Genomic DNA, 16,462 nt, shown 5'->3' with positions numbered 1-16,462 from the left:
TATGCAACAAACACCTTTAATCCAAGTAAAAAATGTATCGGTGCGCTTTGAGGCAAAAGGCCAAATAGTTGAAGCTGTCAAAAATGTTTCATTTGATGTCAATCAAGGCGAAATTTTTGGCATTATTGGCTCAAGCGGTGCAGGTAAGAGTACATTGGTAAGAACGCTTAATCGACTCGCCATACCGTCGTCAGGGCAAGTTATTATCGATGGTGTTGATATTAGCACTTTGAAAGGCCGCCATTTACAGGCCTTTCGTTTTCAGGTAGGTATGATTTTCCAAAATTTTAACCTTGCTTGTTCAAAAACCGTTTATGAAAATATTGCCTTTGTTCTTAAGGCTGCTGGCAAAAAGGGTGATGCAGTAAAAAACCGAGTGAAAGAGCTTCTGACATTGGTAGGGTTGAGCGATAAAGCTTATGCTTATCCTGCCGAGCTTAGTGGTGGGCAAAAGCAGCGAGTCGGTATTGCAAGGGCCTTAGCGAATGAAGCGAAAATATTGCTATGTGATGAAGCGACCAGTGCATTAGATCCAACCACAACCAGCGCTATTTTGGATTTACTCAAACAACTCAATGAAAAATTTGGTTTAACTATAGTTCTTATTACCCATGAAATTGATGTGGTAAAAAAGATTTGTCATCGGGTTGCGGTAATGTCGCAAGGTGAAATTGTTGAGATGAATAACACATTTAATTTATTTGCTTGTCCAAAACAACGCTTTACCCAAAACTTTCTTAATATTGATGAAAATACCCATCTTCCCGATCGAATTAGACAAAATGCTAAAGGCAAACTGGTTAGACTACGCTATATTAATGAAAATACTACGCAACCTATTTTATATCAATCAGCGCTTGAAACAGGCGTCGCTTTCAATATTTTGCATGGCTTTATCGAGTATTTTAACGAGCAAGCGCTAGGCAATTTAGTGATAGAGTTAATTGGTGATCCCGATGATATATTAAATCTTATTGCAAAGTTACACAATCAAGGTGTGATTATTGAGGAAATAAATTAATGATAAAACTCACCCTTGCTGAAATAGCACAAATGTTATGGCAAGCCGCCTACGAGACTTTTATTATGGTCAGTTGGTCACTGCTTGCTGGTATTTTATTTGGCACAATAATCGGGCTGTTGCTGTTTTTGATGTCTAATCCGTTTTTTTTCAAAAACAGAGTAATGAATAGTATTGCTAACTTTATCATTAATGCGACTCGTTCAATTCCTTTTTTGATTTTAATGGTGACGGTGTTACCTTTAGGTGCTTTATTTGTTGGCACGACTGTTGGACCAAAAGCGGTTATCTTTCCTTTGTCGTTAGCGGCTATCGCTTTTTATGCAAGGTTAGCTGAAAATGCGTTTAGCCAAATAGATAAAGGTGTGATTGAGGCGGCAGTAGCGAGCGGAGCATCACATATTCGCATAATTATTGGAATACTATTTCCTGAAGCGATGGCACAATTAATTCGCCATGCAACGGTAACGACAATTTCGCTCATTAGCTTTAGCTCAATGGCCGGTGTGGTTGGCGGTGGTGGAATAGGTGATTTAGCCATTCGTTACGGCTATCAACGTTATGTCACAGAAATCCTGATTTTATGTATTATCATTCTGATTTTTATTGTGATGTTAATTCAATTTTTAGGGGATAAATTAGCTAATCACTTTGATCGCAGCTATAAATAATCGGTATTAACATGAATACAATTACAACTATTATTAAAGATCCTAACCGAATCATTTATCAAAACAATATTCCAAAATCTCACTTAAGTGATGGACTGCAATTGAAATATGGACAAGCCGAACTACTGGTTTATCCAGTAACAACAGCGGAAGTTTCACAAATAGTTCAATATGCCTATTCAAAAGGGATCAATATTACAACGCGTGGTGCGGGTACGAATTTGGTGGGTTCAACCATTCCTAATGGTGGCATTATTATTGATTTATCTTTAATGAACAATATTGTTGAACTGGATAAAGAGACATTCACAATTACTGTCCAGCCAGGCATTTTATTACAGGATTTACAACAATGGGTTGAAAAGCAAGACCTGTTTTATCCGCCCGATCCTGGTGCAAAAAATGCCACTATTGGCGGTAATATAAGTACTAATGCTGGTGGCATGCGTGCGGTTAAATATGGCGTGACCCGTGATTATGTGCAAGCAATAGAAGTGGTTATGGCTGATGGCAGCGTTTTAAATTTTGGCAGTAAAAATGTTAAAGATAATACTGGGCTTTCGTTAAAACATCTCTTTATTGGCAGTGAAGGGACACTGGGTATTATTACGCAATGCACTTTAAAGTTAATTGCTAAACCAAAAGCTTTCGAAACCTTAATTATTGGTTTTAAAAGTATTGATTTAGCTATAGCAAATATCACAACTATATTACAAACGTTAACACCCACAGCACTGGAGTTTGTAGAACGTCAGGTTGCGCAGTGGGGTGAAAGATATTCAGGTTTTCAATTTCCATTACCCAATGCACAAGCCTATCTTATTGTTATGTTAGATGGTGCTGATCATCAAACTATATTACAACAGCGTCAGCAACTATTGGCTAATTTGACTGATTGTGAACATTTTATTGCAGAAACAGTAGAACAAGCTAGTCAAATTTGGGCAGTGCGCGGGTCGCTAGTTCGCGCTGTTGAAGCGGTGACAGAGCAAGATCCTATTGATATTGTTGTACCCATTAATAAAATTGCTGATTTTATTCATTACACCAAACAATTAGAAGCGAAAACCAGTGTAAGAATGTTAGCTTTTGGACATGCTGGTGATGGCAATATCCATTTATGTCTATTACGCGATGGTAGAGAGCAAGCGCAATGGCAACGCTTACTAGAACAAGTCCATTGTGCTTTGTATCTAAAATGTCATCAATTAGGCGGGCTTCCTTCTGCTGAACATGGAATTGGTACTGCTAAAGTTAACTATTTTAAGCAGGCCATACCAGAAGATAATCGCCAATTAATGCAAGCAATTAAACAGCAGTTTGATCGTAAAAATATTCTTAATAATCAAGTTTATATTTTGCAAATTTAGATGTTTTTTTATTTGTAATTAACTGAAAAGTCTTTGATGATAATCAAAGGCTTTTTGTTATTACCTAAAGCAAGGGCTTGCTCATAAAAATAGGGTAACTTTACACGTTCAATAAACATCATAACAAAACCCTTTTTTTACTATAATTTAAACTTGTTTATAATCAATAGGTTAAATTTTAATGTAAAAAAAGGGTTTTTAAGCCTAAAACAAAACATTTATCTTTTGCCTAACAAGCGTTATAGTGTATCGGTTTCTAGTTTAACGCCGTGTAGGTGGTTTAGAAACTGTTTTTTTAGCAGCTCATATGTATGCTGACGTTTAACGACGTGTAGGCGGTTATAGTTTTTAAAATTCCATTTAAAAAATGCGATTAATGGTTATGCCAGATTTATCTGGGTTAGATGAGTTGCGCCTGTTATCATTTTTAGGTTCTGAATCCTCCCTTTACCCATTGCGGTATATTTTTTATCTGCATGATTAAATAAAGTATTTTTGAGTTTAGTCTTTCGCTTGTTTTATAAATTGATAATTTTAATATGTTATTTGGCCTACATTAAACAATCAACCTCGACAGCACACATTACTCTTTTTATTAGAAGGTATTAACTTGTGATGCTGGGCGTCATGAATGCAAAATCTTGTTAAATCCTTTATCAATAATTAACATTCGGGATCAAGTTTATGAGTACAATTTTTAAGGGATCTATGCTAGAGTTGAATCCCTTATTTTTCGACTCAGTAGGGAGGTAGGTCTTGAATCTTTCACCTAAAGCATTTCATTATTTGGGCGTAATTGCTACTATCGCTTCACTTGGTATGTATGTTTCTTATATTCCACAAATCATTGATAATCTTCATGGTTACAAATCTAATCCCACTCAACCATTGGCTGCAGCAATAAACTGTTCGTTATGGGTTTGCTATGGTTTATTGCGTGAAAAGAAAGATTGGCCAATTGCTATTGCCAATTCACCGGGTGTCATTTTTGGCTTAATGGCTTTTTTCACCGCTTTATAAATCGCATTATTGATTAAACTACAGTGAAATCGATCTCAATTCCTGTAGTTTTCTCTCCTTTTTTCTCTTAATTGTGCTGTCGTTGATTATGTTGAATGCATATTTTAATAAAGTTTGAAATTAATACAGCAGCAGGTTAATATTTAACCTTAGTAATAAGATTAAATAAATCAATACAATACGGAGTTATCAACAGGTTTGTTAAATACTTATCAAATAGTACAGTGAATAATTTGCTAGTTATCCCCTTTTAATGGTTTTATCACTGTGCAAAATTTGTTCATTGTCATGTCGTTTATATACTATTATAGTAAAAGCGATTAATTCGATTTTTTATCTGGATTTCAACTTCAAAAAATTTTTGATAAATGTTAGTGGTTTAATTAGAAACGTTGTATTAGCAAAGTCGTACCACAAATCTGGCAAGATGATCGTTTTGCTGGGTAAAAATCGTGATAAAGGAAGGAAATATTATGACAAAAATTAATCTTTCAGATGAGTTAATAAAAGACTTCATTTATTCAGTTTATCGAAAAGAAGTATTGTTAAATTTAGATGGGGTGGTTTTAACTGAAGATGATCGAAAAACGTTACATGAAAAACGAGATTTTGTTAATAGCTTGAGCGAAACAGAACTAGCTAATATTCGATCATGGATCATCAATAAATTAAAATCATTAGAAGATAAACACCATTAAAATTGCGTGAGTTTACTGCGTTTTAGGCGGGCTAACGTTCCTTTTATTTTAATAAAAATATTTTTTTATCTTTATCAAAAACACTATAGACAGATTAACCAATAGTTTTATAATGCATTCGATAAAATATCATTTATAAAAAAGGAAATAATATGAAAAAGTTAGCCTTTGTTTTATTCGTTAGTCTACCAATGATAGCTAGTGCATCCAACTGTGATGAGATCAGCGCTAATATCGCAGAAAAAATTAAAAATAATGGTGTTGAAGCCTCTCAATTTCAATTGAAACTCGTTTCATCAAATGAATCTCAACAACAAATTGAAGGGCAAATTGTGGGGTCTTGTGATCGTGGACAACAAAATATTGTCTATGTACGTTATGATTCTGCTAGCAAAGCTGCAAAAAGCACAGATAAAAAAGCAGTTGATACAAAGTCTCAACCTGAGCAACCAAAAGCAGAAACAGTAGCTCCAACTACGACAGCGCCAGTTGATTCTAGCGAACAACAAAAAACGGAAAACCAAACAAGTCCTAACCAAACATCAGAATCAACCACTAACTAGTAATGTTGATAATAAAGCGTCGATTAGAATTAAACATTCAATATCCAAAGCGAGTTTTTGTTAATTAAGTTGTTTAATTTATTTTTCGACGCTGCTCATTAATCCAATATGCTTTGGGCTCAAATTATACCCATTGAATCTGATTTGCTTAATGTCGACAAAAGGCGTAAAACACGTGTTTATTAGGTAAAATCAGTTTTATGCCTTTATAAATTGATTATTTAAGTGATAGTATTTTATGTTTTCATTTTATTCCCTTATTGATTCATGCCAGACAGATTGGAATAGTTATATCCAGCATGAGTTTATCGAACAACTTGGTAAAGGAACCTTAGATAAGTCTTGTTTTCAACACTATTTAAAGCAAGATTATCTATTTTTGGTTAACTTTTCGCGGGTTTGGGGACTTGCCGTTTATAAAAGCCGTAATCTTTTAGAAATCAAGCAAGCATTACATAGCCTTAAAGCTATTGTTGAAGTAGAACTGGATTTACATATTGGTTATTGTAAACAATGGCATATCACTGAATCAGAATTAACCCGTTTAGTTGGAGCCAAAGCTAACATAGCTTACACCGATTATGTTTTAGATGTAGGCTTAAAAGGTGATATTCTTGACTTACATATTGTTTTAGCGCCATGCTTGATTGGTTATGGCATGATTGCAAATTGGATAACAGCCCAGTCTTGGTATAATGCAGAAAATAATCCTTATACAAGTTGGATCGACATGTATTGTGGTGATGAATTTCAAAAAGCAGTGCAAAATGAAATCAATTGGATTAATGATAATTTATCTAACATCAAGTCAGAACGTTTTGAACAGTTAAAAACCATTTTTAAAACGGCAACCCAGCTTGAAGCTGGTTTTTGGCAGATGGGATTAGAAAAAAGCTGTTAATAATTATCATACTTCACCAATGATGGCAAAGTATGATGTAATAAGGTTATAGCAAATTCGAGTAACTTTGTTTGGTTTTTTCATCCCAAACACTTGCTTGTACTTGCCCAATATGTTTTAGTTGTAACAACAACATGACTAATCGAGATTGTCCAATACCACCACCAATAGTTTGTAATAACTCACCATTGACTAATGCTTGATGCCAAGCTAATTGTAATCGAGATTCATCATGAGTGATCTTAAGTTGACGTTTCAATGCTTCAGGATCAACACGAATGCCCATTGATGAAATTTCAAATGCACTATTTAATGCTGGATTCCAAACTAAAATATCACCATTCAAGCCTTTAGAACCCATTTCATTATCACTACTCCAATCATCATAATCGGGTGCACGGGCATCGTGTTTTTCGTTATTAGATAAATAGCCGCCTATACCAATTAAAAATACAGCCCCCAGTTCTTTAGTAATTGCATTTTCACGCTCTTTTGGCGATAAGTTAGGGTAACGTTTTAACAGTTGTTCACTATCCATAAATGTAATGGATTCCGGCAAAAAGCGTGAAAGGTGATATTTTTCTGATACGGCTTTTTCTGTTGCTTTAATCGCTGAATAGATCTTTTCAACAGTTTGCTTTAGGTAAGTAAGAGTACGATCTTTTGGACTTATTACTTTTTCCCAATCCCATTGATCGACAAATACGGAATGAATTGGTGAAAGCTGATCTTCATCCGGTCGTAACGCTTTCATATTAGTATATAAACCTTCACCCTCAGCAAAATGGTGATCAGTTAATACTTTACGCTTCCATTTAGCTAAAGAGTGAACGACTTCAAATTGTGCATTAGCAATCGTTTTAACTTTAACCTGAACTGCTTTTTCGGTACCAGATAAATTATCTTGAATTCCATCACCAACTTGACTTAATAATGGTGCTTGCACTTCAATCAGGGATAAATTTTCGGCTAACTTATCAGCAAAAAAATGTTTCACAAAGCTTATTCGTTGTTGTTGTTCTTTGAATGATATCGTCATGTTTACTCTCTAATTATTGTCAATTTGTGTATGTAAATTAAACTAGAAAATAGAAATATGCAAGTTTCAATACGGTAAAAATAGATACAAATAGCGATGAGTTTGTCTCTCAACTTTATTGATTATTATAATTGTTATCTATTTTGTGTTAATTGCTGATTAAAAAGAACATTAAGACAAAAATTGAACAATTTAGTGGGTTGCATTTTTAAGTCAGCAACCAAATCGATGAAACTAGGATGTTGATCAGTTTAAGGTAACTATCTGTAAAAACGGATATTTTATTTCAAATTAATTATTATTTAATGATATTATCAGGATAATAAACGTTGAAATCATCCCTCCAAAGGGATTGATACCTGTTATTTTTTATATAATCAACTGATGACAATTGCACAATTGTTTCTTGGATAATGCTAAATACCAATGCTCGGCGTGTATAACTTATTTTATATACCATCAGTCATTTTTTATATCGTAGATTACAAGCTAATTAAACCTGTCAGCATTGCTAAATAGCAATTCTCATGACTGAATCAAGCTGGATCTTTTGCCTAAAAACTTCGACAAAGCTGTTTATAAACTCACAATTGAATGCTAACGCGTATACGACTAACCCCTTTTACGGACCCTTTTTTTTTACCAAATATAAAAAATAATAAAATCAATACATTACAAATCACATAAAAAAAAGGGTTTTTTAGTAGCAAAACATCATTTACCTTTCTGCCAACAACAGTTATAGTGGTTTAGCTTCTAGTTCACTGCCGTATAGGCAGTTTAGAAATGACGGGTATGCTTTTGCTAATTTCGGATACCGTTCACTGCCGTATAGGCAGTTTAGAAACTGCCCGCGGATGCTGCTGGTGTTGAATTGCCGTTCACTGCCGTATAGGCAGTTTAGAAAAAGCGGGGAGCGTTACCAGTGGGAAGGGGGGCGTTCACTGCCGTATAGGCAGTTTAGAAACGTATTGTGAATAAATCAATTGATCTAATCGGGTTCACTGCCGTATAGGTAGTTTAGAAATTTTTCTTTAATCGAGTTAATTAACTCAAGCGGTTCACTGCCGTATAGGCAGAATTCATGTTTGGTCTTGAAATTGTGATATTTTGCCAATCTATATTTTATTCGTGATATATTGCTATTGATTAGTAAATTAATACCAGTAGGTTTTCTGTTAATCATTACTGCTGATAGTTGGCTTTAATTTGTTTATAAAGCGATAGAACTAAGCTTTTAATATTTGTTTTGGTTGACACCTGTAAAGCCGGTATCAACCATAAATAAGCAATGATGTTTGTATGCGAACAGGATTTTACTTACCTATGTCAAAAAATCGTGTTTACTCGGCAAATTTATTTTTATGATCATACCGGTTGTAGTGGATGTCATCACTAATTAAATAGTTATAAATATCATCGACAATTTCGATACCATTTTTTAGGTAGTCTGCTTCACGTTTTTTACCTCGTTCACCAGGAAAGAATACTTGGCTATTGCCTTTAGCGGGTTTGACATTTTTTAATTGATCGAGCATCGAAGACATAGTTTGTTTGAATATTTCAAGGCCGATAAAATATTCTGGGTTAATGACAATATGTAAATGCCCAAGATCGCGTCCTTTGGATAGGTCTGCATACATTGACGAGACATTTTTACCAAAAGGCAAGCCTAGTAATATCCCCGATAAGATATCAACCATCATCATCAAACCATAACCTTTTGCGTCAGCAATCGGTAATAAAGCATTGACTTTATGAGGATCGGTGGTTGGTTCACCGTGCTCATCAACGGCCCATGTTGGCGGAATAGGAGCGCCTTTGGATCGTGCATAAAGTACTTTACCCCAAGCTTGCACCGTAGTTGCCATATCAAATGATACAACTCGCTCATCGGCCGTTGGGGCTGCAAATGCAATTGGATTGGTACCAAAAAATTCTTCGGCTCCACCATAGGGTACAGCCATTGGATCTGATTGACACATTGAAATGGCAACTAAATTTTGTGCAGCTGCCATTTCGGTAAAGTAACACAGTGATCCACTGTGTGACATACGGCGTATACCGACGACCGCGACACCATTCTTCTTCGCCATTTCAATGGCTTTATCCATGCCAACTTTGGCAGCAACCAAACCACAGCCATTATCAAAATCGAGAATGGCGCTCGCTGGACCTGTTTCTTTATAAGTGATGTTAGGATTAACGGTCATGCCACCTTTCGCAATACGTTCTGCATAATATTCTACTCTTACTGCACCATGTGAATGAATGCCTCGGGCATCAGCAAAAGCTAACGCATCGGCAGCAATGCTTGCATGTTCCTGACTTAAACCGGCTTTATGCATTTTATTCGCGATTAGATCGTGTAATGTTTTTCTGTCAACTCGCATAGTAAACTCCCTTAAATATATGTTTTACCTGTTTGGTTATCTTATTTTGTAATGATTGTACCTTTGGTACCCGCTAATAAGGACTCTATATCCGTTAGCGTACCGATATAGGCTGTATTGCTGGTTTGTTCGACAAATTCAATGACAGATTTGACTTTAGGACCAATAGCGCCATCTTCAATTGCCAGTGGTTTTAACCGTTCAGCATTGACATGGCGTAGCGCGGTTTGTTGTGGTGTGCCCCAATTTTCGTAAACCGCATCAGCATCAGTTAAAATCATCAGATGATCAGCTTTAAGTTGTATGGCTAATTGCGCTGCACTGTGATCTTTGTCGATAACCGCTTCTATACCTTGATAACCAAGTTGATTTTTAATGACAGGTATACCGCCACCGCCATTACAAATGACAATAGTGTCTTGGTTAAGTAATTGTTTGATAGCATCGATTTCGAGGATTTTTTGCGGTTTGGGGGACGGCACTACTCGACGTAAATACTGTCCATCTTGTTTAAATTGCCATCCATATTGTGTTTGTAACTGTTTCTGTTGCGCTGGTTGATATACTGGTCCTATATACTTGGTAGGATCTTTAAAAGCAGGGTCGTTGGGATCAACTTCAACTTGGGTCAGCACGGTGACAACATGTTTAACATGTTCGTGTTGCTGTAAACTGCGACCTATCATATACCCGAGCATACCTTGCGTTTGGGAAACCAGAATATCGAGTGGGTAGGCAGCAACCTGTGTATAAGCCGCATTTTGTAGTGCTAATAAACCTACTTGTGGGCCGTTGCCATGCACAATCACTAAATTATATTTTCCCGCTAGTTTTGCGATAAGCTGGGTTGTAGCATCAATGTTTCGATATTGATTCTCTATTGATAGTGGTTCATTTCGTTTAGAAATTGCATTGCCGCCTAATGCAATAACAATCAGTTCCATATGATATCCTTGATCATTTATTAAAATTGCTTATTGTTTTAAAGTATTAACACATTTACTCGCCATTCACTGTGTTTTCTTGTTAATATTTAGCTAATTAAATGCGGTAATACCGCTTTTTTTGTCACTGTCCGAATAAGAAAGTGACCTGGTTTTTAATGATGTATTTACCTACTTAGTCATTCATAGATTCGCTTTATTCGTCTATCGATATTGTTTTGGTAACTGTAGTTGCTTAACTCAGCTCACCGATTTGGCTTCAGAAACAAAATAGTACGCTGCTTTAAATTTCGACATCACGATGGCAATCTTTTGAATAAATATAACTTAATGGCTCTTTACCCACGGCATAACAAGCTTGCAATGCATAAGCGCCCATAAAAATATAGTCATCTTTTTTGACCGGTATCCACTCATTGTCAAGCAAGTACATACCTTCACCACTGAGTAAATACGCGCCATGTTCCTGAACATGAGTTTCAATATAGCCATGACTTGCGCCTGGTTGGAAAGTTAAAATATGAAAGTTCATATCAAAGCCAAGTTCTTTTGGTAATAAGTCTTGCACAAATACATTATCCATATTCTCATAATGAATATTTTCCAGATTGATAACATGGTTCGAAACAACCCGAGCTTGGTATCCATCAAGCGGGGTATAACGTCTTTTGTACAAGAATAGGCGAGATGAGCTGGTCATATTTTGTAAATAAAGTTTTACTCCGCAAGGACAGTAAAGATAGCCGCCTGTTTGTAAATGAAACGGTTGTTGATCAGCTTTAGCGGTTATTTCGCCTTGAATAACATAGACAAAAACTTCAAGATCTTTACCACCAAATCCTTGTAGGTTTTTGCCATCTTTATGCATGGTGACTAAATAATCAACAAATGACGCGCCCAATTTAGGGGTTGATAAAATGGTGATGTCACAATTATCAAAACCAGGAATGATATTTTTTACCAATCCATCAGGCGGAATGAGCGCGTAATTTTGTCGTTTAATAATTGCTCTTGATGCTAATAAGTCTTTTGGGTAACCTGTGTTGTTGTTGATATATCCCATAATTATCTCCTTGGAACATATTGATTTTTTACTTCGGCTGACTATTTTTTAGGTAATACAATAGCGCGCCATTAAAAACAGCTTAGTTTAGAAAAATGTGTGTTGCCGATCATAAATATAATGATCGGCACAGATTATTAATTGTTATTTGCGCTTTTATGCATGTTAAGAAGGAAGAACAGCACGGTTGCAACAATTAAAATAGCAATTGCCACATAGAATCCGGTAATTTTGGTGCCGGTAAAATCTGCTAAATAACCAGTTAATGGTGGCGCGATAACAGACGAGCTCATACCAAAAAAGTTAAATACGCCAAACGAAGTGCCATAATTGGTTTTAGGGGCAGTTTCGGCAACATGTGAAATCAGAATTGGTTCTACAGTTAATTTACCAAATAAACCGTAAAAAACTAATCCAGCGAGTAAGAAAGTAATCGTTGCTGATTGCACTGTAGTTAGTAATGTTGCTGCGGCGATTAGTTCAAGTGCAATGATAAATAATAGGCGTTTATTTCTGTATTTATCAGAAATTTTACTGATGATTAATGCCCCAGGAATAGCTGCAAATGCAACTAAAGAAGACGCAGAGCCAATGCTACCACCAGTAAAACCACGTTCTGTTTCAAGAAAGTTAGGTAACCAACTGACAATCATATAATAACCATAGCATGTGGCAAAATACATGATATATGATGCAACCATCTGACTACTAAAAAAGCTATGTGTTTGTGATTCTACTTGATCAGCAGAGCGTGTGTTAGCGGTATTTTCATGTTGTTTTGCTTGTTTAATTTTCGGTTGTTCTTTAATAATAATTGCAAAACCTGCAACTAAACAAAGTAGCAATGCAGCAATTATGTATAACATGTATTGCCATGGCATGCCTAATGATTTGACTAAAAAGCTTGTTGCTAACAAACTAATCCCCATACCTAAAGCCGAGCCGGTATTGATAATTGCTGATGCAAAGCCACGGTGCTCTGACGGAATATTTTCAGCTGAAAGTGACCATGCCGAACCATAATAAGAACCACAGCCTAAACCAGCAAGCAAACTACCAATATAGATCATTGTGATTGAATGAGCATTACCGATCATTAACGCAGCAATAGTGAAGAGTAAAAAGCCGGGGATAACTACCGCTTTTTTACCAAACTTATCAACTAACATACCTGCGGGTATTTGCATTGCGGTGTAGGCAAAGAAGTAACAACTGGCAATGAGTCCAAGAGCAGTATTGGATTGTGGTCCTATAGTTTGTTGAACTTCTGGAAAAATCGCGGTTAATACTGGGCGATAAATCCACATAACTGTCCAACCTAGGCATAATAATACAACGATTTTATGCCAGTATTTAATTCCACCCGTTTTTTCTATTATGGTCATGTTAATTCCTTATTATTCTTGATAAGCTAATTTATATAGGGCGTGTGTGAGTGCTTTAATGCCTTCTACTAAATCTTTTGTGTCTGTATCTTCAGCAGGATTGTGACTAATACCTTTAATGCTTGGCACAAATAACATTGCTGTAGGCACACGTGGCGCAAATATTTGTGAATCATGACCCGCACCACTGTGCATTACCCGATAACTGAGTTTTTCTTCTTTACATATCGCTTCTAACATTTTGATTAGCTTGTTATCCATCGGGATCGGATCTTCATCCATCCAGCGATTTATGTCGATTTCAAGACCAAGTTCGTTGGCGATACGCAGCATATCAGCTTCGATTTCTTCGGTGAATTGAACTAATTGGGCTTTATTCGTATGACGACAATCCATACTGAATAATACTTCACCAGGTACAACATTGACGACATTTGGTTTGGGTTCTACGTGACCAAAAGTAAGCACAAGTGGATCACCAACTTTGATTGCTTTGTTGATTGATTCATTACAGATTCGACTAAATGCATACACCGCATCTTTACGATATCCCATAGGCGTTGTACCGGCGTGATTGGCTTCACCAACTAATCGAATGTTATAACGTCGTTGACCTACAATACTGGTTACAACACCAATACTTTTTTGTTCTTTTTCTAGAACGCCACCTTGTTCAATATGAATTTCTAAAAACGCTTTAATATTGTCGCGTGCAGGTTGAGTATTGAATTTAAATCCACATGTTTGCATGGCATCAACAAATTTTATGCCTTCGCTGTCTTGTATTGTTTCGACATCGTGATGATTAGCAATAGCAAATACATTTTTACTGCCCCAAAAAACGTAAGGAAAACGGCTACCTTCTTCTTCTGCCATCGAGATTAACTCTAATGTGCGTAGTGGTTGACCATAGTTTTCTTTCAGGTATTGCATTGCAAGTAAAGCCGCTATAATGCCTAACTGTCCATCAAGTTTTCCACCGTTTACAACAGTATCAACATGCGAACCTGACATGATAACTTCATTTTTGTATTTACTGCCTTCAAATCGTCCATATAAATTTCCAATGTCGTCAAAATAGCTATGCATGCCAATTTCGGTCATTCTTTGTTTCAGTGCATTTTGGGCAGCGAGCCATTCGGCGCTATAGAGTAGGCGCGTTGTACCACCTTGTTTTAATCCGCCAAAGCTAGATATCCAGTCTACTGCGTTAGCAACATCATCATATAAGATATTCATGTGTATTTACCTGTTGTTCAACTTGTTACTGTCATTAAGTGTCTTTATATATAATGAAACACATTAAAAGTGAATTTGTCATCTACCATACTATTAATAGCAAATAATAATGTGATCAAACTAGCTTTTTTATTTTTTTAAAATTTAATTAAATTAATGAATTGGTATTATAAAAAATTTTTTAATAATCATTTATGTTACTGATTTTAATATGTTTTATTTTTTATGATTAATCGTCAATTTGTGACATCCAACCTATTTATTCACTATTTTTTACGTAATATATAAATACAATCTGTAAATTAGATGTGATAGTGTCATACTATTTATTGTTATCAATCAGAATTATCAAAAACGGGTAACAGGATGCCACCTGTAAAATCAATCATTCCCGTCTATGAAAGTATCTCAATAAGTAATAAGTGAGTATTGTCTATATCTAAACAGAACTTAATTTTTTCATAACTGAAAGGCCAAATCTCATGATTCAATCTTTTATAAAAAAAGGCAGCTTTCAAGATTCAGTTAGTTTAATGCTAATTTCAAAAAAACTCAGTAATCTTGACGAAGTTGATGAAGTTTCCGTCATGATGGGTACCCCAGCCAATAAATCGCTGCTTACTGCAACCGGTTTTTGGGATGATATGTTTAATGAAGCAACACCCAATGATATTTGTGTGGCCATTAAAACCCATGATAATTCTTGTAATGTGGTGGCGTTGATTAGTGAACAATTGGAAGATGCGTTAAAAAATATTGCGCAGCAACAGCAAGGCGGGCGTAAATTACTCAAAGCAAGACGTTTTGCTAGCGCTAATCAAAAATTGCCTGATGCTAATTTGGTGCTTATTTCTATAGCCGGTGAGTATGCTGCTGGGTTGGCTGAACAAGCTTTGGATGATAATAAAAATGTGATGATATTTTCGGATAATGTCTCACTTGATGATGAAATTCGCTTGAAAACCAAAGCGTCAGAAAAAGATTTGATTGTAATGGGACCCGACTGCGGTACTGCCATTATTGCTGGTGCACCTTTAGCTTTTGCCAATGTCATTCCAAAGGGAAATATTGGTGTAATTGGTGCATCTGGAACAGGTATTCAAGAAGTTATTTCACAAATTGCCTTATTAAATCAAGGGATTACTCAAGCTATTGGTTTGGGTGGGCGGGATTTATCTCAAGAAGTCGGTGGCATTAGTGCGTTAACTGCGTTAGATATGCTAGCTGCGGATCAGGCAACACAGGTGATCACGTTTATTTCTAAGCCACCAGCAGAAAGTGTGCGTAAAAAAGTGATTTCTGCCATGAAGTTGATTAACAAGCCAATTGTTGCAATATTTTTAGGTTCTAACATAGATAAACCACAAGATGAAAACATTTATTTTGCCAGAACATTGGATGAAGCGGCGCGATTATCATGTTTATTAGCTAAAGTAGAAGCAAGTGCAACTCAATTAAGTCATGCGGAACATCGTTCTATTTTAGGTTTATATACTGGCGGCACATTAGCTTCAGAAGCGGCGATGTTACTTGCTCACGAGCTTGGCTTAGCGGTTAGCAAAAATCATGATAAAGGCATCATGTTAGCGCAAAATGGTCATAAGATAATTGATCTTGGTGATGATTTTTATACTGTAGGTCGCCCACATCCAATGATTGATCCTTCAATTCGTGAACAAGAAATTTGTCAGTTAGGTGATAACACAAGTGTTGGTGTTCTATTATTGGATTTGGTTATTGGCTATGGCGCTAATACTAACCCTGCCGAATCCATTATTACTGGTTATCAAAAAGCGTGTGCTAAACGTGCTGCTGATAATCCTTTAATTGCCATTGTTACTGTAACCGGTTCTGAGCAAGATCCACAATGCCGTAGCAAGCAGATTGATGCCTTAAAAGCTGCCAATATTGTGGTAATGGACAATTTACCGGAAGCAATTTTATTGGCAAAAAAACTCATTTCACCATTAAAGCAAATACGTTCGTTAAAACAGTACCCATTACTTGATCATATTAGTGTGATTAATGCAGGTCTTAGAGGCTTTGCTGACGATCTTCAAGCATCGAATGTGCCTGTTGTGCATTATCAATGGGCACCAGTAGCGGGTGGTAATCAAAAATTAGCGGCTATTTTGAAGAAATTAAATTAAGAGGT

The 16,462-nt window shown here is 36.0% G+C and carries 14 protein-coding genes and 1 CRISPR repeat array; of the genes, 8 read left to right on the top strand and 6 right to left on the bottom strand.

Annotated elements, in window-relative coordinates; genetic code table 11:
- Position 1 precedes the first annotated feature (1 nt).
- From J3U66_RS07010 to tenA, 7 genes are all read left to right on the top strand, one after another.
- Positions 2-1,021: a methionine ABC transporter ATP-binding protein gene (locus J3U66_RS07010; protein ID WP_267348525.1), complete on the top strand. Its 1,020-nt coding sequence runs from the start codon at positions 2-4 to the stop codon at positions 1,019-1,021.
- Positions 1,021-1,692, top strand: a complete 672-nt coding sequence (locus tag J3U66_RS07005) for a methionine ABC transporter permease (RefSeq protein WP_416379731.1) — start codon at positions 1,021-1,023, stop codon at positions 1,690-1,692. Before J3U66_RS07010 ends, J3U66_RS07005 begins: the two co-directional genes overlap by 1 nt.
- Positions 1,693-1,703: 11 nt before the next feature.
- Positions 1,704-3,062, top strand: a complete 1,359-nt coding sequence (locus J3U66_RS07000) for an FAD-binding oxidoreductase (protein WP_267343882.1) — start codon at positions 1,704-1,706, stop codon at positions 3,060-3,062.
- Between the two features lie 756 nt (positions 3,063-3,818).
- A complete protein-coding gene (locus J3U66_RS06995; RefSeq protein WP_081297501.1) occupies positions 3,819-4,082 on the top strand; it encodes a SemiSWEET family transporter in 264 nt (87 codons plus the stop codon).
- Between the two features lie 473 nt (positions 4,083-4,555).
- Positions 4,556-4,780 carry a hypothetical protein gene (locus J3U66_RS06990; RefSeq protein WP_267348523.1) on the top strand — a complete coding sequence of 75 codons (225 nt, stop codon included), beginning with the start codon at positions 4,556-4,558 and terminating at the stop codon, positions 4,778-4,780.
- Between the two features lie 152 nt (positions 4,781-4,932).
- Positions 4,933-5,343 (top strand): DUF1161 domain-containing protein, encoded by a 411-nt coding sequence (locus J3U66_RS06985; protein WP_267333006.1) that lies wholly within the window; start codon positions 4,933-4,935, stop codon positions 5,341-5,343.
- A 238-nt stretch (positions 5,344-5,581) separates the two neighbouring features.
- A complete protein-coding gene (gene tenA / locus J3U66_RS06980; RefSeq protein WP_267348521.1) occupies positions 5,582-6,244 on the top strand; it encodes a thiaminase II in 663 nt (220 codons plus the stop codon).
- Between the two features lie 46 nt (positions 6,245-6,290).
- On the opposite strand, the gene asnA is transcribed toward tenA, so the two are convergent.
- The 6 genes from asnA to allC form a co-directional block, all read right to left on the bottom strand.
- Positions 6,291-7,283: an aspartate--ammonia ligase gene (gene asnA, locus J3U66_RS06975; protein WP_267343885.1), complete on the bottom strand. Its 993-nt coding sequence runs from the start codon at positions 7,281-7,283 to the stop codon at positions 6,291-6,293.
- A 759-nt stretch (positions 7,284-8,042) separates the two neighbouring features.
- Positions 8,043-8,310: a CRISPR direct-repeat array (repeat unit 28 nt; unit sequence GTTCACTGCCGTATAGGCAGTTTAGAAA).
- A 316-nt stretch (positions 8,311-8,626) separates the two neighbouring features.
- Positions 8,627-9,676: an ureidoglycolate dehydrogenase gene (gene allD, locus J3U66_RS06970; RefSeq protein WP_267343886.1), complete on the bottom strand. Its 1,050-nt coding sequence runs from the start codon at positions 9,674-9,676 to the stop codon at positions 8,627-8,629.
- Between the two features lie 41 nt (positions 9,677-9,717).
- Positions 9,718-10,620 (bottom strand): carbamate kinase, encoded by a 903-nt coding sequence (locus J3U66_RS06965; protein ID WP_267343887.1) that lies wholly within the window; start codon positions 10,618-10,620, stop codon positions 9,718-9,720.
- 283 nt (positions 10,621-10,903) lie between these two features.
- Positions 10,904-11,683 carry a (S)-ureidoglycine aminohydrolase gene (gene allE / locus J3U66_RS06960; RefSeq protein WP_267333002.1) on the bottom strand — a complete coding sequence of 260 codons (780 nt, stop codon included), beginning with the start codon at positions 11,681-11,683 and terminating at the stop codon, positions 10,904-10,906.
- 137 nt (positions 11,684-11,820) lie between these two features.
- On the bottom strand, positions 11,821-13,068 hold the full coding sequence (locus tag J3U66_RS06955) for an MFS transporter (protein ID WP_267348519.1): 1,248 nt from the start codon (positions 13,066-13,068) through the stop codon (positions 11,821-11,823).
- Positions 13,069-13,080: 12 nt separating this feature from the next.
- The gene (gene allC, locus J3U66_RS06950) at positions 13,081-14,307 is read right to left on the bottom strand and encodes an allantoate deiminase (protein ID WP_267348517.1); all 1,227 of its coding nucleotides are present in this window, start codon (positions 14,305-14,307) and stop codon (positions 13,081-13,083) included.
- A 482-nt stretch (positions 14,308-14,789) separates the two neighbouring features.
- Here allC and fdrA point away from each other — a divergent pair, with 482 nt between their 5' ends.
- Positions 14,790-16,457, top strand: coding sequence for an acyl-CoA synthetase FdrA (gene fdrA / locus J3U66_RS06945; RefSeq protein WP_267332999.1), 1,668 nt, complete (start codon positions 14,790-14,792; stop codon positions 16,455-16,457).
- Positions 16,458-16,462: the final 5 nt, after the last annotated feature.

The sequence above is a fragment of the Gilliamella sp. B2969 genome, from assembly GCF_026536195.1.
GTDB lineage: Bacteria > Pseudomonadota > Gammaproteobacteria > Enterobacterales > Orbaceae > Gilliamella.
This window is presented reverse-complemented; position numbering and strand designations above follow the sequence as displayed.

Bases quoted from the DNA above. Each gene is read 5' to 3' on its own strand.
- J3U66_RS07005 (WP_416379731.1), top strand. From the start codon at position 1,021: ATGATAAAACTCACCCTTGCTGAAATAGCACAAATGTTATGGCAAGCC.
- fdrA (WP_267332999.1), top strand. From the start codon at position 14,790: ATGATTCAATCTTTTATAAAAAAAGGCAGCTTTCAAGATTCAGTTAGT.
- J3U66_RS07000 (WP_267343882.1), top strand. From the start codon at position 1,704: ATGAATACAATTACAACTATTATTAAAGATCCTAACCGAATCATTTAT.
- allD (WP_267343886.1), bottom strand. From the start codon at position 9,676: ATGCGAGTTGACAGAAAAACATTACACGATCTAATCGCGAATAAAATG.
- J3U66_RS06955 (WP_267348519.1), bottom strand. From the start codon at position 13,068: ATGACCATAATAGAAAAAACGGGTGGAATTAAATACTGGCATAAAATC.
- allE (WP_267333002.1), bottom strand. From the start codon at position 11,683: ATGGGATATATCAACAACAACACAGGTTACCCAAAAGACTTATTAGCA.
- J3U66_RS07010 (WP_267348525.1), top strand. From the start codon at position 2: ATGCAACAAACACCTTTAATCCAAGTAAAAAATGTATCGGTGCGCTTT.
- J3U66_RS06985 (WP_267333006.1), top strand. From the start codon at position 4,933: ATGAAAAAGTTAGCCTTTGTTTTATTCGTTAGTCTACCAATGATAGCT.
- J3U66_RS06965 (WP_267343887.1), bottom strand. From the start codon at position 10,620: ATGGAACTGATTGTTATTGCATTAGGCGGCAATGCAATTTCTAAACGA.
- asnA (WP_267343885.1), bottom strand. From the start codon at position 7,283: ATGACGATATCATTCAAAGAACAACAACAACGAATAAGCTTTGTGAAA.
- allC (WP_267348517.1), bottom strand. From the start codon at position 14,307: ATGAATATCTTATATGATGATGTTGCTAACGCAGTAGACTGGATATCT.
- J3U66_RS06990 (WP_267348523.1), top strand. From the start codon at position 4,556: ATGACAAAAATTAATCTTTCAGATGAGTTAATAAAAGACTTCATTTAT.
- tenA (WP_267348521.1), top strand. From the start codon at position 5,582: ATGTTTTCATTTTATTCCCTTATTGATTCATGCCAGACAGATTGGAAT.